The sequence below is a fragment of the Streptomyces sp. YJ-C3 genome (assembly GCF_053891275.1).
The window spans coordinates 168,022-187,884 of the sequence record NZ_CM132685.1; the positions used below are offsets into that span (position 1 = coordinate 168,022).

Sequence of the window (19,863 nt, forward strand, 5' to 3'; positions counted from 1 at the left end):
CCTTGTGGACGTACGGTCGCCGGAAGATTCCATGACATAGGTGGAGGACCGGCACATGCCCAGACATCGGCACGCCCTGACGCGATGGCCCCTGGGCATCGCGACCGTGCTGAGCCTGTTGTTCGGCTCGCAGGCGGCGGCCGTCCCGCTGGCCCCCGCGGCGGACGACCCCAAGAGCGCCGTCGGCATCACCAAGACCAATGATGCCGACGGCCCCCTGGAGCCGGGCGATTCCTTCACCTACACGATCAACGGTCAGTGCTCCGGCCTCACGGTCGACTGCGTCGACTTCACCGTCACCGACACGCTCCCGGCGGGGCTGGAGGTGACGAGCCTTCCGCAGTCCACCACCACGCGGGACGTCACGTACGACGAGGCGACCCGGCAACTGACCGTCGTCTACAAGCAGCCCCTGCAGAACCCGGCGGGCAAGACCGGCCTGCGGGCCGGGCAGGCGGGCGCCGTCGAGATCGGGATGCGGCTGCCGGCCGACACCCAGGCGGCGGACGGCTCCACCATCACCAACACCGCCGAGGTCTCCGCGGACAACGCGGACCCGAAGGACTCCAGCACGGACGTCACCGTCTCCATCCCGCGCGTGGTCAAGCCGGTGGCCACCAAGACGTGGGAGGACGGTTCGGCGGTCGCGGGCAGCGCAGAGGCGTCCACGATCACGCTGGGCGTGCGCAACAACTCCTCGTCGTCCGCCGAGGTCACCGAGCTGTCGGTGTCCGACACGACCGCGGACACCTTCGAGTACTTCGACTTCACTTCGGCCACGGTGACCGCGTTCCCCAAGGGCGCCGACCAGGCCCACCTGGTGGTCACCACCGCGGACGGCACCCAGCACACCGGCGCCACCATCACCGCCCCCGGCGAACTTCCGCTGCCGGCCGGTGTCGACCCGGGCGACGTGGTCGGCTTCGAGGTCGTCTTCACCAACAGCAACGGCGACCCGCTCCCGTACGACGAAACCGGCGGCACCGTCGAGGTCGCCATGAACCTGCGCGACACCAAGCGCTCCGACGGCTCCCCGCTGAAGCCCACCGACAAGATCACCGTCGACAACTGCGCGACCCCGGCCGTCGAGGAGACCACCGAGGGCGACGTCAAGGGTGACCCGGTCTGCGCCCCCTACGACATCCTGCCGGACATCCTGGTGCTCCAGCCGATCAAGCGGTTCTACCCGGACACCAACGGCGACTTCGGCCAGGACACCGGCGAGCACGCGGTGCTCGGCGAGAACTCACCGGTCAGCACCGAGGTCGACGTGAAGAACGCGTCGCCGTTCCCGGTGAAGTCGATCACCATCACGGAGCCGTCGGCGGACACCACCAGCGAGTTCGACAAGCTCGACGTCGACAAGGTCCGCCTGCGCTTCCCCGACGGGGCCACCGAGGCGAAGCTGACGGTCACCTGCGCAGACGGGTCCACCGAGGAAGAGACCTACACGCAGAACGCGACCTACGAGGTGCCCGAAACCTGCCGGCAGGTCACCAAGGTCGAGGTCACGTACACGGGGGTGGACGACGACGGCAACCCGACCATCAAGGAGGGCGCCACCGCCGGTCTCGACCTGCACGGCACCCTGACCGACGACGTCACCGCGGAGGACCTGCCCTCGGGCACCAGCCCGGGCGTCGACAACTGCGCCGCCTACACGGGCGACGCGGGCCGCACCGACGGCAGTGGCACCGCCTCCGGCGACGCCTGCAAGACGCTGCCGATCGAGGAGCCGAACACCTCGGGCAGCGGAACGAAGGACTCCTCGCAGAACGACATCCCGGCCGACCAGCCGATCACGATGAATCTGAAGGTCACCAACAACGGCAACAAGCCGCTGGTCTCCCCGGTCGTCACCGACCCCACGGCGAACCCGGACGGCTCGCCGTCGACGGCGAACAACCCGTTCGACGTCGTCCAGATCGACTCCGTCACCGTCAGCCCGTCGGACGCGCCGGTCGAGCTGGAGCTGTGGGACCCGACGGCCGGCGGCGGAAGCGGCGCCTGGGTGCCCTACGACGCGAACGACGCCGACCTGCTCGAGCGCGCGAAGGGTGTGCGCGGCAGCTACCAGGGCGAGATGGCGCCGCAGAGCGAGTTCACCCTCACCATCGTCGCCGAGCGGCGTCCGGGTGTTCCCGACGGCACCACCCTGCAGAACTGCTACTCGATCGACGCGGGCGGCGACTACACGCCCGGTGCCCCGGTCTGCGGTCCCTCCATGGACACCGCGCCCGCCTCCGACTCGGCGTCGCTGAACAAGTCGATCAGCCCGGGCACGCTGCCCGAGTACGTGCCGGGCCTGCCGCGCCAGCACGCCGACATGACCCTCACCGTCGCCAACACCGGCAACATGTCCGCCAAGTACCTGCAGATGACCGACCGCGACGAGGACTTCTTCGACGCCGTCGACCTCGTCTCCATCAAGTCCGACCAGATGCCGGCCGGCGCCGACCGCGTACAGATCGACGCCTACGTGAACGGCGCCTGGGTCAACGGCACCCCCGCCTCCTCGGCCGCGCTCCCGGCCGGGGTGAACGCGGGCGACGTCACGGGCATCCGCGCCACCTACTCCTCCACCAGCACCAGCAACGACGGCTATGTCATCAAGCCCGAGTGCGCGGGCCAGAGCTGCTCCGGCATTCTCGTCCTCGACATCAGCCCCCGCGAAAAGCTGCGCTCCACCGGCAAGCCGGTCCCCAGCCACCTGGAGGACACGGTCAGCGGGTCGTTCCTCACCAAGCTGGAGGCCGAGGACAGCCCCAAGGCCATCGACCCGGTCGACGCCACGCTCAACCTGGTCAAGGGCGACCCGGTCATCGACGTCAGCAAGACCCCCGACACCGTCCTGGCCCCCGGCGAGGACGCCCCGTTCTACCTGAAGGTCACCAACACGGGCACCGCGAACGTGCCGGACCTGGTCGTCAAGGACGCGCTGCCGCAGGGCATCGCCTTCGTCGACACGTTCCAGGGCGACGACGGACAGCCGTACAAGATCATCGACGCGAAGGTGCCCGACGGCACCCCGGCCGTCCCCACCCCGGCCTTCACCAAGACCAACACCGGCGACCGGGTCTCCGGCCTCACCTGGGACTTCTCCGAGGACGACGACGGCAAGGCGTGGAACTTCGCCCCCGGCGCCACCTTCACCATCGAGATCCACGTCAGGCTGGAGGCCGGGATCGACGCCGGTGACGTCGTCACCAACACCATGGGCGCCACCTCCTCCGACCCCGACCTCGCCTGCGACGGCACGTCGCAGACCGACGGTGACTTCGGCTCCGGCCTCTACTGCGTGGCCGACGCCACCCTGACCGCGAAGTCCGGCGCCGCGTTCCAGGCCCGCAAGTGGGTCTCCGGCAACGACAGCCTCGGCTGGTACAACACCTCGACCGGCAGGACGGTCCCGGTCGGCGACGACTCCTGCCTGTCCACGACCGACTCGACCGGCCGCCGCTACACGGCCAACCCGTGCATCGCGCTCGTCAACCCCGGCGACCAGTACCACTACCTGATGCGCATCCAGAACGCCGGCACCGAATCCGGCACGGCCCTGCGCATCGTCGACCGCTTCCCCGTCCAGGGCGACAAGGGCGTCCTCCTCGACCAGGACCGCGGCACCGCCTGGGACGAGCGCCCCACCCTCGCCTCCCGCCCGCAGCTCGACGGGCCCGGCACGATGACCACCACGTACGAGAACGACGAGCCCCTGTGCACCGACGACCTCGACATGGGCGGTGCCGGCTCCAGCGCCGACCGATGCCCGTCGGACACCTGGGACGACGCGTACGGCCCGCGGGCCCGGGGAGCGGAGATGCAGCTCACCTTCGCCCCGGCGCTCGCCCCGGGCGGCACCGTGAACATCACCTACGCGATGGACACCCCGCTCGACGTCACCAAGAACGGCGACCCGACCATCGCCTGGAACTCCTACGCCCACAACGAGACCACCGACCGCGCAGGATCCCCGCGCGTCCTGCAGGCCAACGAGCCGATCCAGGTCGGTGTCGCCCTCGCCTACGGCGACCTGAAGCTGGTCAAGCGCCTCGGCGCCCACCCCTCGCAGCTGGACGGGCCGCTCAAGAAGGTCCCGTTCCCGTTCCACGTCACCTGCGTCATCCACCCCCAGGGCGGCCGCGACCGCACCGTGATCGACAAGGACTACCGGGTCTCCGTCGACAAGCCCGTCACCATCGAGGGCATCCCCGCCGGAGCGGACTGCGAGGTCTGGGAGACCTCGGCGCGCGGCGGACAGGCGAACCACACCGCCGACAACCCGGTGCAGGTCACCATCAAGCCCGGCATCGGAAAGACGTCCGTACAAACGGCAGCGGTCACCAACACCTACGAGTTCGGCGCCCTGCAGCTGATCAAGTCGGTCGACGGCGACGCCGCCGACTACGCGGACGGCCGCACCTTCACGGTCGACGTCTCCTGCGCTCTGCCGAACGCGGCCGGGAACGCCAGTGACCTCGTGCTCCACAAGACGTACGAGGTGAGCGCCGACGAGCCCGTCACCATCAAGCCCCTCCCGGTCAACTCCCGCTGCTGGGCCGAGGAAGTGGACACCGGTGGAGCCGCCGAAGCGGTCGTCGACCACGGCTCGGCCGACAACCCGGTGATCATCACGGCAGACGGCGACGCGGCCGTCACGGTCACCAACACCTTCCCCGCCGGACAGATCACCGTCACCAAGCACGTCGTGAACGGCAGCGCTGGACCGTACGCGTTCGAGCTGTCCTGCACCACCGGCCAGGGCGACGTCCCGCTCGCCCCGGGCGACCGGTCCTTCGAGCTGAGCGACGGCGAGAGCCGCACGGTCAGCGTGCCGCAGGGAGCCGAGTGCACCGTCGAGGAGACGGATGTGCCGGGCGGCGACACCGTCACCTACACCGCGTCCGACGGCGGTGACGACGGGCAGGTCGTCGTCGATGACAAGGCGGCGGTCGACGTCACCAACACCTTCGACACGACTCCGGACACGCCTGGCCACCACGACCACGGCAAGGACCACCTGGCCGACACCGGGTCGTGGGACTGGACGGTGATCGGCGCCCTGATCTCGGCACTGGCCCTGGCGGCCGGATTCGCGGTCCGCAGGTTCTCCCGCAAGCGCGTCGCCTGAGTCGTTCCGCACCGAACACGTCGAGGCCCCGGGCAAGTCCATCGCCCGGGGCCTCGACGTATGCCAATCGAGAAACCAGCGTCGAAGCCCGGCAGAAACCGCCCTTGAGGGCCTTCCAGGAGCGTTCTGGAGCGGTGCGGGGCCGTGGCCGGGGTGACCTGCCTGCCCCCCTTCCTCGCGCCCTCACCGTGCCCAACCACTGCCTGGACCATCCCTTTTCGCACCCGCTGAGCTGCGATTACGGCGGTAGTTTTCGTTGCGTTCCCACCCCCCTTTTCACCTGGAGTGCGCCTTGCCCAGTCCTGCCCAGAACACGACGGACACCGAGCACTCCACGCCCGGGCCGGCCGCCCGCACCAAGCTGCTGATCTTCCTTGTCCTGGCCGGGCTGACGGCACTGCCCTCGCTGTCGTCGTACAGCTCACCCTGACGTCATGCCTGGTCGGCATGGCCCTGGGCCAGCTCGTCGTCGGCCCGCTCAGCGACCGGCTCGGCCGCCGACGCCCCCTGCTCACCGGCATGACGCTCTACACCCTCGCCTCCATCGCCTGCTGATCGGCCTGCGCTTCGTCCAGGGCGCCGCCGGGGCCGCGGGCGTGGTCATCGCGCGTGCCGTCGTACGCGATCTGTACGAGGGAGTGGAGATCGCCAAGGTCTTCTCGTCCCTGATGCTGATCTCCGGCGTCGCACCCGTCATCGCCCCGCTCTTCGGCGCCCAGCTCCTGCACGTCACCGACTGGCGCGGCGTCTTTGTCGCGCTGGCCGTGCTCGGCCTGCTCCTGGTGCTGCTCGTCGTACGCAGCCTGCCCGAATCCCTGGAACCCGCCGCACGCCGCCGCCGTGGCGTGGGGCTCGGCGAGATGGGCAAGCTCCTGCGGGACCGGATCTTCGTCGGCTGTCTGATCGCCGCGAGCGGAGCGTTCGCGGCGTTCTTCGCCTACCTCGCCGCCTCGCCCTTCGTCCTCCAGGACCTCTACGGCGCGTCCCCGCAGACCTACGCCCTGCTGTTCGGCCTCAACGCCGTCGGCATGGTCGGCGTCGGCCAGCTCAACGGCCGTCTCCTGGTGGGCAAGTTCCCCGTCCACGCCATCGTGACCGCCGGACTGGCGTTGCTCACCCTCGCCGGCGTGGCCCTGCTCGCCCTCGCCACCGGCCGCCTCGGCACCCCGGGCCTCGCGCCGGTCTGCGTGGTGCTGTTCGTCCTGGTCTCCAGCCTCGGCCTGCTCATCGGCAACGCCAACGCCCTTGCGATGAACCGCACCAAGCACGCGGCCGGCGCCGCCTCCGCACTCCTCGGGGCCTCGTCGTTCCTCATCGGCGCACTCGTCTCGCCCCTCGCCGGCATCTCCGCCGGCGCGACGCCCATGGCCCTCATCCAGACGATCGCCGCAGCCGCCGCACTGACCGGCTTCACCGTCCTGACCCGCGGCCGTCCGGCCGGTGCCGACAGCGAGTGATGCTCAGCAGTACGCCTGCCGGCAGTTGTGCGCCGGACTGCAAAGCAGGCTGGTTGCCCGCACTTCCCCGTGGCTGCCGTGCCGGATCGGCGACCCCGAAAGGGCGGAGCCGCATCACCGACGGTGCGGCTCCGCCCCCGAGGTCAGCGCTGACAGTCACTTCAACGTGACGCAGGCCTTCGTGGTGTAGCCCTTGAACTGCCCGCAGAACTTGGTTCCCTTGGGGAAACTCAGGCCACTGCTGTGAAAGCGCTCGCCCCACTGGGCTTCGTACCAGTGATCGTTGTCCTGCGAGCCGTATGGAGCCTTCCGCCAGGACTTGCCGACGTGAGCCGAACCACCCGGCTTCTTGTACAGCCAGCGGCCGTACTTGGTGCCGATGTGCCTGGACACGTTCTTGTCGATGGCGATCATGCTGATGGCCCGCTTGGTGGTGCCCGCCCTGGGCTGGTAGGTCACGATGATGGCGTAGTTGCCGTTGTGTGCGACTACCTGCTTCTCGGGCGCCGCCTGCGCGGTGGGTGCACTCAGGAGTGCGATGGCGGTGCTGGTGGCAAAGACGCCCGCAGCGATGCCGGCGCGCGTTCGCTTGACTGGTTGCATGGTGATGTCACCCCGTGGTGAAGCATTCGATCTTGGTCAGGGTGCATGCTACGTGCGCCTTCGGCGCAGGACCTTGGGTCAACGCCGAACCGTCGCAGCACCTGAACCGGCTGGTCACATGCGGAAGATCCAGCGTCTTGGGGCAGGTCGCGGGCCGCGAACGTTCACCCGCCATGTGGCACCCGCCGATATCGCCGCCGGGCCCCTGCAAGGGATCAGGCGCGGATAGGGCGTCTTGCCCGGCCGCCGCGACGACTGCTCGGACGCCTGAGGCCGGCCGGAGCCACCGTCGTCCGCTGCCGTTGATGTCAGCGATGGATGTCAGACGACGAGCCTGGACTCGGCTAGGGGCGCCGGTAGGTTCCCGGTCTGTTCTGGGAGGCACTCAGAGGCCGCGTAGTGCCTCGTACAGGTCGCCGTAGGCTTCCCAACAGTCGACGCTGCCGTCGTCGTACAGGCTGCCCATGTACCAGTCGTCGTCATCGACAGGCCTCACGAGACACAGGCTGTGGAACCCGAGAACGATCTCTGGGCGTGGCATCCCGTGGGCCCCATCGACGCTGACCCACTTCACCGGCCGATCGGGGCCCAGGGCGACAGCCGCCCGGTCCCCTGAGACATCGCGGATCTGCTGAAGAGTCCATCCCTGGGGCAGTCGGGCGTCGGCCATCCACGGATGATCTCACCCTGTGGCACGGAAACCGGATGATCAAGCAGCTGGCACGGATGGGGCACGCGGCGACTGAGCGAGAGCGCACAGCAAAAGGCCCGGGTCGATGACCTGGGCCTTGTACAGCCGGTGCCAGCCGAAGCTTTGTCCTTCCTCGGATGGGCTGAGGCCGATCGGCCCGGCAGGCGACCTCTAGGCCTGCTCCACCAGTTCCATCGCGATGGGCGCGGCGGACTCGATCTCGATCGTGGCCGCTTCGTCCTCCTGCAGGGCGTCAGAGGAAGCGTCGACGGGGAGTACGACCAGCCTCGTGTGCGGTCGAGGAAGCCGACCCAGGTCCAAGGGCGGATCGTGGCGCCGGATGTCGACGACACGAACGAGCGTCTCGGGAATGCTGACGCTGCACGAGTCCCCACGGTTCAGGTATTGAGGGCTCGGCTCGGTGCGAAACAGCGTGTACGACCACTCCCACGAGCCAGGGTCGACAGGGAAGGCCACTTGGCCGTTCCATCGGAACCGGGAGTCCGGATCGATCTTCTCCCAGGGCCACTCCACAGAGATGTAGGAGCCCCGAACATCGGCAACTCGCGCGCTCGCCGGCGAGCAACTCACTCTCAGTACATCGCCTACCCGGTAGACCGGTCGACCGACTTCGCGCTTCACCCGCTGTTCCTCACATGTCTGATCCGTATCCGAAGGCTACGGCTGGTTGTTGCCTTCTTCTTGCCCTGGGTCTTGTCGGGGATCTCAGAGGCCTGCGTTGTTGCAGCTCTGGGGGTTGGACGCGGTCGTCTGAGTGGTCGTCATTGGTCGTTGTCGGCCTCCGTTGAGCGACCTCGGACGGCCCCGAGACGGCCCAGACAACGACCCGCTGACCTACGAGCTGATGGGTAGCTCCCGCGCTCGCTGGCGTGCCTGGGCCCGTAGTTCCTTCAAGCGGATGTGGAACGCGTTGTGGCGGTTCGTCGACTGGGACATGTCCACCGAGTGTGGCCACTTCCCGAAAGCCGCCGCTGCCCGCTCGTGACCGTGATTCCCTGTGAGTTCCTGGTCTATCGGGCACGGGTGGGGCACGACCGCAGGCAGGCTCGCGGGCTCAGCACTTCTTCTTCAGCACGTTGTAGAAGTCGTCGGCGAACTCGTCTTCCGACTCCTGCGATGCGTATGACGGGATCTTGATCGGGTGCTGCGGGTCGTGCGCGCGGTATGCCTCGCAGTACTCGGTGCGCTCATCCTTGGTGCTCTTGTACCAGGCGCCTTCCCCGGCCGATCTGGTCGGACGCAGTTCAGGCTTCTCCTGCGCGCAGGCCGTAAGCAGAGTGGCTGACAGGATCGCCACGGTGAGCATGGGCGCGCGCTTCATGATGCCTCCGCAGGATTGAGACCATGATTTTGGGGGCTTGGCCTACGAGGCGGTTTGCTGGTTGAGGCTTCGTGCCCGGTGCACCCCTCAGCCGCCCGTGCGGCCGTCGGACTCCCCGAAGAGCGACAGCGTGAGGTCGCCGACGGGCTCGACGCGATGGTGCGCGCTCGGCGTGCGAAGGACCACAAGGGCACGCCCGAACAGAGCTAGTGGTGCGGCTGTGGTGCGCGCCCCGCCCACGGTCCGGGCAACAAAGAACCCCCGGGTCGATGACCTGGGGGTTTCACATGGAGCGGGTGACGAGAATCGAACTCGCACTCTCAGCTTGGGAAGCTGATGTTCTACCACTAAACTACACCCGCGTAGTACGGCCGCTGAAGCGGCTTTGTACTGGCGGTCACTCTACCTCATGCCGGGTCCCGGGCGCTTGCGCCTCGGGGCCCGGCTGCGTTGTGACGCATGGATGTGACTGCGGGTGAAGGGAGTTGAGGCGTACGGTGGGGGAACCGCCAGAGGGTTGTCCACGGTCGGAGTGCCGCCTGGATCGGCGTCCCTTTCGTCCCGTAATGTGACCCCTCGTCGTCGGTCAGGAAACTGGCCCAATGGCTCGTGGGGAAGGGACTCCGGGACTTTGATGGACTCGATGGAACGCACCGTCGTCCGTTGTGCCGAAGGGCACGTGTTCAGCACCGCTTCGTTCCCGATGCAGCAGGCCGACCGTCTCGGTCCCGGCCGGCTCATCCGGTGTCCGCGCTGTGCTCGACTGCGGCATGCCGTTCCGGTGGGACCTGGCAAGCGGTAACAGGACGGAGCAGGTGAAGCGCGCGGCCCCGCCGATTTAGGCGGGCCCGCGCGCTCTGCGTATCCTCGCTACGTGCTTCTCTCAGACAAGGACATCCGGGCCGAGATCGACGCCGGACGGGTACGGATCGATCCCTACGACGAATCCATGGTGCAGCCGTCCAGCATCGACGTACGCCTCGACCGCTACTTCCGGGTGTTCGAGAACCACAAGTACCCGCACATCGACCCGAGTGTGGAGCAGGCCGACCTGACCCGGCTCGTGGAGCCGGAGGGCGACGAGCCGTTCATCCTCCACCCCGGTGAGTTCGTGCTCGCGTCGACGTACGAGGTCATCACCCTCCCCGAGGACATCGCCTCGCGCCTGGAGGGCAAGAGCTCGCTGGGCCGTCTCGGTCTCGTCACGCACTCCACGGCCGGATTCATCGACCCCGGCTTCAGTGGCCACGTGACGCTGGAGCTGTCGAACCTCGCGACGCTCCCCATCAAGCTCTGGCCCGGGATGAAGATCGGGCAGCTGTGCCTGTTCCGGCTGTCGTCGCCCGCCGAGTTCCCGTACGGGAGCGAACGGTACGGTTCGCGTTACCAGGGACAGCGGGGGCCGACGGCCTCCCGTTCCTTCCTCAATTTCCATCGGACCCAGGTGTGAGCAGCAGCGACATGAGTGACGTGCGCGAGAACCTTACGTACGAGAAGTTCGGCGTCGCCGTGCGCGAGCTCGCCCAGACGATCGCCGACGACGGGTACGAGCCCGACATCGTGCTGAGCATCGCGCGGGGCGGGGTGTTCGTCGCCGGCGGCCTCGCGTACGCCCTCGACTGCAAGAACATCCACCTGGTGAACGTCGAGTTCTACACGGGGGTGGGGACGACGCTGGAGATGCCGGTCATGCTCGCGCCGGTCCCCAACGCCATCGACTTCAGCGACAAGAAGGTGCTCATCACCGACGACGTCGCCGACACCGGCAAGACGCTGAAGCTGGTGCACGACTTCTGCCTCGACACGGTGGCCGAGGTGCGGTCCGCCGTCGTCTATGAGAAGTCGCACTCGCTGGTGAAGTGCGAGTACGTGTGGAAGCGGACCGACGACTGGATCAACTTCCCGTGGAGTGTCGAGGAGCCCGTCGTGAAGCGTGACGGACAGGTGCTCGACGCCTGAGCGGACGCGCTGCCCGTACGGAAGGGGCCCGGCACCGAGACGGTGCCGGGCCCCTGCCGCGTACGGGTGCGTACTAGAACGTGCCGAGCTTGATGATCGACAGCAGGGCGATCAGCTGGATCGCGGACGCCGCGAGGGCCTTCGGCCAGGGCAGGTCGTGGGACTTGGAGACCATGGTCGTGAGCAGTGCGCCCGCGGCCAGCCAGGTCGCCCAGCCGAGGAGCTGTACGAAGCCCTCGTCGCCGCCGAGGAACATGCCGACGATCAGGCGCGGGGTGTCCGTGAGGGACGCGATCAGCATGGACAGGCCGACCGTGGGCTGCCAGGCGCCGTCGCCGCCGAGCTGGCGGGCCAGGGTGTGGGTGACCACGCCGAGGATGAAGAAACTGATGGTGACCGCGACGCCGGTGGTGAGGACGTAGGGGATCGCCGACGAGAGCGTGGCGTTGATCACGTCCTCGCGGGCGCCGTCGAAACCGAAGATCGCCAGCAGTCCGTAGAGGAACGTCACGATGAGGGCCGGGGCCCACATCGCGTAGTCGCGCATCTGGAGGTACGTCGGGGCGGGGCGCAGGACGACCCCGCTGAGCAGCTGCTTCCAGTGCAGACGGGGGCCGACGGGGCCTGCCGCGGCGGAGCCCGCCTGGTAGGTGGCGCCCTGGGTGTACGGGTCCTCGTTCACCGAGAACGCCTGGGTGTGGCCCGGGTTGTTCGCCGCGTACGGGTCGTAGCCGCCCTGCGGGTGCCGCGGCGTGCCGGGGTCGCCGAAGTACTCCGGCTCACCGTGCCCGTTGTTGCTCTGGGGCCACTGCTGCTGGCCCCCGCCTCCGTAGTACTGCGGTTGCCCCTGCGGCGCTTCGCGGTTGTCCCGGCCGCGTCCGTTCCTGAATCCAGCCACGTGTCGAACGTACCTGGTTTCGGCGGGAGGGATGCCGGGCCCGGGGATCCGGGCCCGGCATTGCGGCTGAGCTGTGACATCCCCTAAGGGGCGCCCCGAGGGGATGCCACGGGTGCGTTACGGGGCCAGGATCCCGCCGTACGCGAGCGGTTCGGACGACGCCGGGAGCGTGAGCGTGCGCGGGGAGAAGGCCGTGACGGGGGAGTCGTCCCCGCCGGGCAGCAGCCAGGCGGCGCCCAGCGACGCGTTCTCGCCGGGGGAGCCCGCGACCAGGTCGGCGGTGCCGTCGTGGTCGTAGTCGGCGGCGGTCAGCGCGGCCGCGAAACGGTCGCCCGCCTCCGCGACGCCCGGGACGCCCGACGTGTCCTGCTGGACGCCGACGCCCACGGCCCGGCCGGACGCGTCGAGGACGCCGGCCGGGCTGCCGCGCAGCACCGTGAACGCGCCTGCCTTCGCCTTGCTGCCGATCGCCTCGCCGGGGGCGCCGACGATCAGGTCGTCGCGGCCGTCGCCGTCCAGGTCGGCGACGGCCAGGGCGTCACCGAAACCGTCGCCGGACTCGGCGACGCCGGGCACGCCCGGGGTGTCCTGGTTGAGGGTCTGCTTGCGGTAGCCGAAGGAGCCGCCGGGGCCCGCGCCGTATCGGATGTGGACGCCGCCGCCCTTGGTCAGTTCCTCGGGGCCGCACGGGTCGTCGATGTTCTCGTCGGCGATCTCGCGGCAGTCGCCGAGCGCGAGGTCGTCGTGGCCGTCGCCGTCGAAGTCGCCGACGGCCAGGGCGTTCGCGGCGCCGTTGTCGTTGGCCCAGAACAGCAGCATGCTCTTCTCGTCGGTGTTCCAGCCGTAGAGGAGGACGTGCGACTGGAAGTACGGCTGGCCCTGCTGGTAGTGGGCGACGGCGAGGTCGGTGCGGCCGTCGGAGTCGAAGTCGCCGGTGGCCAGGAGCGGGGCGCGGCCGCCCATGTGGTCGCCGGCGAACGTGGTCGTGGACAGGCGCGGATCGGTGGTGCCGCCGCCCTTGTAGAGCTGGACCTTGTCGGTGGCGCCGATCGCCAGGTCGTTCTTTCCGTCGCCGTCGAAGTCGCCCGCGGCGAGCGACAGCCCGTACTTCCCCCCCGTGTTGATGCCGTCGGCGAGCGGGCGGCCGGTGCCGAAGCCGCCCTTGGCGCCGTGCACGACGGTGACGGTGCCGCCGTCGCGGACTTCGCCGTCCTCGCCGGGGACGCCGACGACCAGGTCGGTGCCGCCGTCGCCGTCGATGTCGGCGGCGGTCACGGAGGCCCCGAACCGGTCGCCCGCCTCGGGGACGCCCGGGACGCGGGCACTGTCCTGGCTGATCCGGACCGAGCCGTGGGAGCCGACGCCCTTGGGTCCGCCCCAGACGACGTTCACGTACCCGGCACCGGCCTTGCCGGAGACCGTCGCCGAGGGCAGGCCGACGGCGAGATCGGGGTAGCCGTCGGCGTTGAAGTCGGCGGTGGGGGCGGCGGGTTCGGGCGTGGCGGCGAGGGCGGGGGTGGCGGCGAGCGCCGTCGCCGCGAGGGCCGTCGCGGTGGCGAGGGCCAGCGGGACGGTGCGGTGGAGTCGTGACATGGGAGCTCCAGCTCGTCTGGGGGAGAGGGGTGTCGGGTGCCGGTGGTTACTGGAGGAAGGCGCTGACGGGAAGCTGGTTGAACTCCGTGACGCCCGCCGTGGTGATCCCGGTCGTCGCGCCGGGCAGCCGCAGCGAGTCGTAGCCGCCGGAGACGAAGAGATCGGCCTTCTTGTCCCCGTCCGTGTCGCGCAGGCGCACGTCGCCGCCGAAGCTGTCCCACTCCTCCAACGCGCCCGGCACGCCGGGGCTGTTGCGGGCGAACCACTGGGAGCCGGTACCGGACAGGCCGCTCGCGCGCCCCTTGAAGAGGTGGACGCCGCCCGCGGTCTTCTTGCCGTCGATCGCCTCGTTGGGGACGCCGACGGCGAGGTCCGCGTAGCCGTCGCCGTTGACGTCGCCGGCCGAGACGACGGTGCCGAAGCTGTCGTAGTCCTCCGGTGTACCGGCGACGCCGCTCGACGCCTGGGTGATGCGGGTGTCGCCGGCGGGTCCTGACGAGGAGCCGTACCAGACGGTGAGGCGGCCCTTGTGCTTCGAGTACATCTCGGTGCCGATGGCGATGTCGCCGTAGCCGTCCTTGTCGAAGTCGGCGATGACGCCGTCGCCGCCGCGTTCACTGCTGCCGCCGTTGCCGGACTGCGACTCCAGGCGCAGGGTCTTGCCGGAGGTCAGTGAAGAGCTGCCGCCCTTGATGAACCAGGCGTCCGATGCGATGTACGACGGGGTGACCACGTCGCCGATGATGGTGAGGTCGGTCTTGGAGTCGCCGTTGACCTTGCCCGCGATCAGGGCCGTCGCGTAGAACGACGACGTCTTGTCGAGCTTGGTGACCGCGCCGGTGCGGCCGGAGCGGGTGAACGGGCCGCGGTAGACGTACGTGACGGCGCCGTTGACGACGGCCAGGTCCTGCTTGCCGTCGCTGTTGAAGTCGCCGGTCGCCAGGTCCTTGCCCATGGCGTTCCACGAGTCGGGGTTCTTGTTCGCCAGGGTCGTGCCGGTCTTCAGGCCCGATGCCGAGCCCCACAGGATCGTCACCGCGCCCTGGCCGACGCCGTGCGAGCCCTTCTCGTGGGTCGCCGACACGGCCAGGTCGCCGTATCCGTCGCCGTCGAAGTCGGCGGCGGCCCGCACCTCGCCGAACATGTCGTCGGCCTCGTCGGCGCCGGGCACTCCGGCGCTCGCCTGGCTGATGCGCCGGGTCGTGGTGCCGGGGCCGTCCGCCGTGCCCAGCACGACGGCGACGCTGCCGCCGCCGTTGCCGCTGTAGCCGGCGTAGGCGTAGTCGCGGTACCCGTCGCCGTTGAAGTCGTCGGCGTACTTGGCGGGGGCGGCCGTCGCGGGGCCGGCCGGGAGTGCCAGGGCGCCGGATGCGGTCAGGGCCGCGGCGAGGAGGAGGACGCGCTTGCGCATGGGTGACTCCGTGTCTGGGGAACGCCCGGTCCGGTGCTCCGCCGAGCACCGGACCGGGCGGTGAACTGCACTGAGATACGCGTCAGTTGGCGGCGTTCGCGCCGAACTGCGGGTAACCGTCCGTGCTCACGCCGGCCGCCGTCGTGGAGATGCCGCGCGAGCCGGTCGTGGTGATCTTCGTGCCGTCGGACGGCAGGTAGGTCAGCGCGCCGTTGCCGTCGTTCTCGCCGAGGGCGCCGACGGTGAGGTCGGACTTGCCGTCCTTGTTGACGTCGGTGAGCTTGACCTCGCTGCCGAAGTAGTCGTACGCCTCGTCGTCGCCGGGGACGCCGGGCGTGGACTGGGCGAGGAACTGGGTGCCGGAGGTGGTGTTGATGCCGTCCGGGGAGCCGTAGAGGACCGTGACGGAACCGGTGTTGACCACGGACGGGCTGCCGAGGTTCTCGCCGGAGGCGCCCGCGACCAGGTCCTGGTAGCCGTCGCCGTTGATGTCGCCGAGGGAGACCTCACCGCCGAACCAGTCGCCGCGCTCGGAGGAGCCGGGGACGTTGCCGGTGTTCTGGTCGACGTCGACGGACCCGGTGGGGCCGGAGGGCGAGCCGTACAGGATGTGGACCTGGCCGCCGGTGACGGACTCGGGCACCGAGGGCTCCGAGGAGCCGGACTTTGCCGGGTCCCAGTCCTGGCCGGTGACGATGTCGCCGAAGCCGTCGCCGTTGATGTCCCCGATGCCGGTGATGACACCGCGCTTGAGCTGCTTGGCGCCGCTCGTGGTCAGGCCGGAGGCGGAGCCGGGGAGGTAGTAGTTGGTGTTCCAGCCGTACCCGCCGTCGTTCTCGTAGCCGTCGACGACGAGGTCGGTCTTCTTGTCGCCGTTGACGTCACCGGCGGTGAGGATGAGCGGGCCCGCGTCGCCGCCGCTCATGATGTTCGGCTTGACGGTGTAACGGCCGCCTGCGGTACCGGACTTGGAGATGCCGCGCTTGAAGACGTAGATGGTGCTGGAGGACGAGCCGACGGCCAGGTCCTCGGTGCCGTCACCGTCGAAGTCGCCGGCGGCGAGGGTCTTGCCCCAGCGGTCGTGGGAGGAGGCGGCCGGGTCGGCGATCGTGGTGCCGCCGGACAGGCCGGACGTCGAGCCCCACAGGATGGCGACGGTGCCCCCGTTGGTGTCGGTGCCGACCTTCTCGTGCTCGGCGGCGACGGCCAGGTCGTCGAAGCCGTCGTGGTTGAAGTCGCCGTAGGCGGTGTTCCAGCCGAACGAGTCGCCCGTCTCCGCGCTGCCCGGGACGCCGGTGGTGTTCTGGCTGATGGTGGTGCGCTTGGTGGAGGTGATGCCGCTGGCCGAGCCGTACAGGGCGACGACCTGGCCGGCCTGCTTGTGTCCGGCGACCGTGGCGTAGCCGGCGGCGAACGCGACGTCGCCGAAACCGTCGCCGTTGAAGTCCGCCTCGTGGTGCTGGACGGAGTCGGCGGCCCCGGCCGTGCCCGCGGACACGGCGAGCAGGCCGCCGGTCAGCGCGGCGGCCACCGCCGTCGCCGTGGCGAGGCGAAGGCGGGTCGGGGACGGAGCGGGGATGCGTCTGTGCTTGGGCATGGGCTGAGCTCCTGCGGCAGGAAGGGGATGTCTGGCGGACATCCCGCGTCGATGAGATGCCGGACCGCGGGTGTTTGCCGGGAGTTGTCCCGGACATGACCCGCCGTTCGGCGAACAGGAGACTCGTCGGGGGGTGCAAGGGTTGTACGGAAACTTCGGGGAAATCAGGGGCTGATGGGGCGGGCGGGCGATAGATGCCGGTAGTTCCGGAAAGACCCGGACCCGCCCCCGGGAGGGCCTAGGGGGCGAAATCGACCGTGGAGAAGGTGAGGCGCGGCTTGTCGGTGAGGAGGGCGGAGGTCCGTGCGCCCGGCAGCACCACGACGGTGTCCTTGCCCGCCGCCGAGTCGGTGGTGCGCTGGAGCACCACGTCGTCCCGCCCGTCCCCGTCGAAGTCCGCGACCGCCACGACCCGGCCCGCGCCCGGTGTGCCCGGCACGACGCGGGAGCCGGAGCGGACCAGGTGCGCGGTCGTGCCGCCCGAGACGACCAGGTCGGTGCGGCCGTCCCCGTCGAGGTCACCCGCGTCGAGCGTGGTGCCGGACACCTTGAGGGCGGCGCCCGCGCCCACCTTCAGCCCCGCCGCGGTCAGGACGGCCGCGCTCTTCGCCGGGGCGGCGCCGAACCGGCCGAACGCCACGTCCGTACCCGCCGGGTAGGCCGCGCCGGGCGCGCCCGGACCCTTCGGGCCGCCGAGGACGACGGCCGAGCGGGCGGTGCCGTTGTGGGCGCGGACCAGGACGTCGTCGGCGCCGTCGCCGTTCAGGTCGGCGGCCGGGCCCGCCGGAACGTTTCCGGCGGCCTGCGCGAGGCGGGCCGTGCCGCGGGGCGCGCCCGCGCGGGTGAACGGGCCGGGCAGGAAGGTGAGGCGGCCGTCGCTCGCGTGCACCACGAGGTCGTCCTTGCCGTCGCCGTCGAAGTCGCCGCAGACCGGCTGGTCCGGCCAGTCGTTGCCGAAACGTGCCTGCGCCGGGATGCGCAGCTTCACGCCCTTGCCGGAGATGCCGGTGGGCGAGCCGAAGAGGATCTGCAGCGGCACGGGCGGCTGGCCCTGGCCGTCGTAGGGCGGGTCCGTCGACACGACGAGGTCGGCGAACCCGTCGCGGTCGAGGTCGCAGCTCGCCTCGGAGCTGAACGCCGCCGGCGTCTGCCCCTTCGTCTGCGCCGCGTACTTCGCGGGCGACAGCACCTGCCGGGTCGCCGGGTCGAGCCCGTGCCCCTTGCGCCCGTACACGATCCCGATCCCCGCGTCGTCGCCGAGCCCGTCGTGGGCCAGATCGTCGAGTACGAGGTCGGGGGCGCCGTCACCGTTGAAGTCGGACGCCACCTTGCTGCCGGTGCCGCGCGGGACGGGACGGTCCGCCCGCGCGTCCTTGCCGGTCAGGGCCACGGGGCTGTGCGAGGCGGAGCCCGCGGCGGGCTCCGTGCCGCCGCAGCCGGTGAGTGCGGCCGTGAGCAGTACGGCACCGCTCAGCCCCGCCACGCCCTTGCGCAGAGCCGTGCCCCGTCCGCAACTTTCTCTGCCCGCCATCAGCAACGACCCCGTCCACCTCATGAGTTCACAACCTGCACATGATGGCGCCCGCGGGGCGTGGCGTTAAGGGGCACGAGATGCCGCGTTCGTCACGCCCCGCGCGCCGGGGCGTCAGCGCAGGGTCGTGCCGAACGCGATGCCCGCGCCGGGCAGACCGACGTCGGCGCCGTTGAACGAGGTGATCCTCGCCGTCGTCACGAACGGGTCGGCGCCGCGCAGCACCCACACCGCGCCCGCGTCCATCGTCGTGCGGATGTCCTCACCGGACGCGGCGATCTCCAGGTCGGCGCGCTTGTCGCCGTTGATGTCCTTGAAGGCGAGGGTGGAGCCGAACGCGTCGCCGGGCTCCGGGGCGCCGGTGACGCCGGGGGTGGCCTGGTGGTAGGCGCGGCCGCCGCTCTCCACGTAGCCCTTGCGGCCGTCGAGGACGGTGACCGAGCCGGTGCCCCTGACGCCGTCGACCGTCTCGCCGGGGGCGCCGATCGCGATGTCGGCGCAGCCGTCGTCGTTCATGTCGCCGACGGCCACGGACGCCCCGAACCGGTCCTCGGGCTCGGTGACCCCGGGCACGTCCTCGCTGTTCTGGGTGACCTTGCCCATGCCCTCCATCTCGTCGGTGAAGACGGCGCCGCCGCCGTAGATGACCCAGACCGAGTTGTCCTCGGGCTGCCCGGTGACCAGGTCGGGGATGCCGTCGCAGTTCACGTCGCCGGTGGCGGCGGCGCCGGTGGTGGAGCCCAGGAAGCTCCCGTCGAGCCGGCCCGAGTGGTAGCCGATGTCGCCTGGCCCGCCGTCCACCCAGCCCGTGTACGCCGAGCCGTCGGCGTTCTTGCCGTACAGGACGTACGTGTACGTCTCGCCGACACCGGCGCCGTGGATCTGGAGCGCGGTCTCGCCCTCCAGGGTCACGCCCTCGGGGATGAAGTCGACCTCGGGCGCGTACGCCGACGCGGGGGTGCCGTCGCCGTACCACCACCAGTTCTTGGCGCTGACGACGGACAGCTGCTCCCAGTCGTCGCCGTCGAGGTCGACGAAGACCGCGCCCTCGCCGAAGCGTTCGTCGTCCGCCGTCGGCGCGTGGTAGACCTGCGCGCCCTTGGTGAAGGGCTTGGTGCCGCCCCAGACGACGGTGACGGAGCCGCTCGCCCAGTCGGCGACCTGTTCGCCGGGAGCGCCGATGATGAGGTCGGTGTAGCCGTCGTGGTTCACGTCGCCGCTGGTGACGTTCTCGCCGAACTCGTCCTCGGGCTCGGTGGCGCCGGGGACGCCGGGGGTGGCCTGGGTGATGGTCACGGACCGGGCGGGTCCCACGCCGGAGGCCGAACCGAACGTCACCGTCACGGAGTTGGTCTTCGGGGTGCCGATCGCCAGGTCCCGGTAGCCGTCGCCGTTGTAGTCGTCCTTGAGGGCGGTCGCGGCGGAGGCGGTCCCCGCCAGGGGGAGGGTGAGGCCGCCCGCGGTGAGGGCGGCCACCCCGGCGGCGACGGCCAGTTTCCGGATACGCACGGTCAACTCCGTTGGGGTGAGGGGATGCTGTGCTCTGTGTTCACCGGTGTGACGGCTGGGGTTCGGTGAATGGTTGTACGGGGTGGGCGGCGGATTCTGTTGTCGGGTGCGGGTGGGTGGGGCTTCTCGCGCGACCAGCCCCCA

Annotated in this window: 16 protein-coding genes and 1 tRNA gene; 6 read left to right on the plus strand and 11 right to left on the minus strand. The window is 70.1% G+C overall.

The window, feature by feature from the left end; all coding sequences use genetic code 11:
- Positions 1-55 precede the first annotated feature (55 nt).
- The 4 genes from ACVHNB_RS00755 to ACVHNB_RS00770 all read left to right on the plus strand — a co-directional run bounded on the left by ACVHNB_RS00755 (position 56) and on the right by ACVHNB_RS00770 (position 6,585).
- Positions 56-5,128, plus strand: coding sequence for a DUF5979 domain-containing protein (locus ACVHNB_RS00755; protein WP_456227200.1), 5,073 nt, complete (start codon positions 56-58; stop codon positions 5,126-5,128).
- A gap of 292 nt (positions 5,129-5,420) precedes the next feature.
- Entirely contained in the window at positions 5,421-5,558 is a 138-nt protein-coding gene (locus tag ACVHNB_RS00760; RefSeq protein WP_428953431.1) for a hypothetical protein, read from the plus strand.
- A 17-nt stretch (positions 5,559-5,575) separates the two neighbouring features.
- Entirely contained in the window at positions 5,576-5,683 is a 108-nt protein-coding gene (locus ACVHNB_RS00765) for a hypothetical protein (protein WP_428953429.1), read from the plus strand.
- A gap of 41 nt (positions 5,684-5,724) precedes the next feature.
- Positions 5,725-6,585, plus strand: a complete 861-nt coding sequence (locus ACVHNB_RS00770) for an MFS transporter (RefSeq protein WP_428953428.1) — start codon at positions 5,725-5,727, stop codon at positions 6,583-6,585.
- Positions 6,586-6,741: 156 nt separating this feature from the next.
- Here ACVHNB_RS00770 and ACVHNB_RS00775 read toward each other — a convergent pair whose 3' ends face one another.
- The 5 genes from ACVHNB_RS00775 to ACVHNB_RS00795 all read right to left on the minus strand — a co-directional run bounded on the left by ACVHNB_RS00775 (position 6,742) and on the right by ACVHNB_RS00795 (position 9,583).
- Positions 6,742-7,188 carry a hypothetical protein gene (locus ACVHNB_RS00775; protein WP_428953427.1) on the minus strand — a complete coding sequence of 149 codons (447 nt, stop codon included), beginning with the start codon at positions 7,186-7,188 and terminating at the stop codon, positions 6,742-6,744.
- A 385-nt stretch (positions 7,189-7,573) separates the two neighbouring features.
- Complete coding sequence (locus tag ACVHNB_RS00780) at positions 7,574-7,858, minus strand: hypothetical protein (RefSeq protein ID WP_428953426.1); 285 nt, start codon at positions 7,856-7,858, stop codon at positions 7,574-7,576.
- 192 nt (positions 7,859-8,050) lie between these two features.
- Positions 8,051-8,521, minus strand: coding sequence for a hypothetical protein (locus ACVHNB_RS00785; protein ID WP_428953425.1), 471 nt, complete (start codon positions 8,519-8,521; stop codon positions 8,051-8,053).
- Positions 8,522-8,954: 433 nt separating this feature from the next.
- Positions 8,955-9,221, minus strand: a complete 267-nt coding sequence (locus ACVHNB_RS00790) for a hypothetical protein (protein ID WP_428953424.1) — start codon at positions 9,219-9,221, stop codon at positions 8,955-8,957.
- Between the two features lie 288 nt (positions 9,222-9,509).
- Positions 9,510-9,583, minus strand: a tRNA-Gly gene (locus ACVHNB_RS00795).
- A 512-nt stretch (positions 9,584-10,095) separates the two neighbouring features.
- Here ACVHNB_RS00795 and dcd point away from each other — a divergent pair.
- Together dcd and ACVHNB_RS00805 are read left to right on the plus strand one after the other, a co-directional pair.
- Positions 10,096-10,671 (plus strand): dCTP deaminase, encoded by a 576-nt coding sequence (gene dcd / locus ACVHNB_RS00800; protein WP_428953423.1) that lies wholly within the window; start codon positions 10,096-10,098, stop codon positions 10,669-10,671.
- Between the two features lie 11 nt (positions 10,672-10,682).
- Positions 10,683-11,180 (plus strand): phosphoribosyltransferase, encoded by a 498-nt coding sequence (locus tag ACVHNB_RS00805; protein ID WP_428953422.1) that lies wholly within the window; start codon positions 10,683-10,685, stop codon positions 11,178-11,180.
- 73 nt (positions 11,181-11,253) lie between these two features.
- Here ACVHNB_RS00805 and ACVHNB_RS00810 read toward each other — a convergent pair whose 3' ends face one another.
- The 6 genes from ACVHNB_RS00810 to ACVHNB_RS00835 form a co-directional block, all read right to left on the minus strand.
- Positions 11,254-12,078, minus strand: coding sequence for a Yip1 family protein (locus ACVHNB_RS00810; RefSeq protein ID WP_428953421.1), 825 nt, complete (start codon positions 12,076-12,078; stop codon positions 11,254-11,256).
- 117 nt (positions 12,079-12,195) lie between these two features.
- Complete coding sequence (locus ACVHNB_RS00815; RefSeq protein ID WP_456227201.1) at positions 12,196-13,671, minus strand: FG-GAP repeat domain-containing protein; 1,476 nt, start codon at positions 13,669-13,671, stop codon at positions 12,196-12,198.
- 46 nt (positions 13,672-13,717) lie between these two features.
- Complete coding sequence (locus ACVHNB_RS00820; RefSeq protein ID WP_456227202.1) at positions 13,718-15,082, minus strand: FG-GAP and VCBS repeat-containing protein; 1,365 nt, start codon at positions 15,080-15,082, stop codon at positions 13,718-13,720.
- Between the two features lie 82 nt (positions 15,083-15,164).
- Positions 15,165-16,679 (minus strand): FG-GAP and VCBS repeat-containing protein, encoded by a 1,515-nt coding sequence (locus ACVHNB_RS00825; RefSeq protein ID WP_456227203.1) that lies wholly within the window; start codon positions 16,677-16,679, stop codon positions 15,165-15,167.
- Between the two features lie 238 nt (positions 16,680-16,917).
- On the minus strand, positions 16,918-18,210 hold the full coding sequence (locus ACVHNB_RS00830; RefSeq protein WP_456227204.1) for an FG-GAP repeat domain-containing protein: 1,293 nt from the start codon (positions 18,208-18,210) through the stop codon (positions 16,918-16,920).
- Between the two features lie 114 nt (positions 18,211-18,324).
- Positions 18,325-19,719 (minus strand): FG-GAP repeat protein, encoded by a 1,395-nt coding sequence (locus tag ACVHNB_RS00835; protein WP_428953416.1) that lies wholly within the window; start codon positions 19,717-19,719, stop codon positions 18,325-18,327.
- Positions 19,720-19,863: the final 144 nt, after the last annotated feature.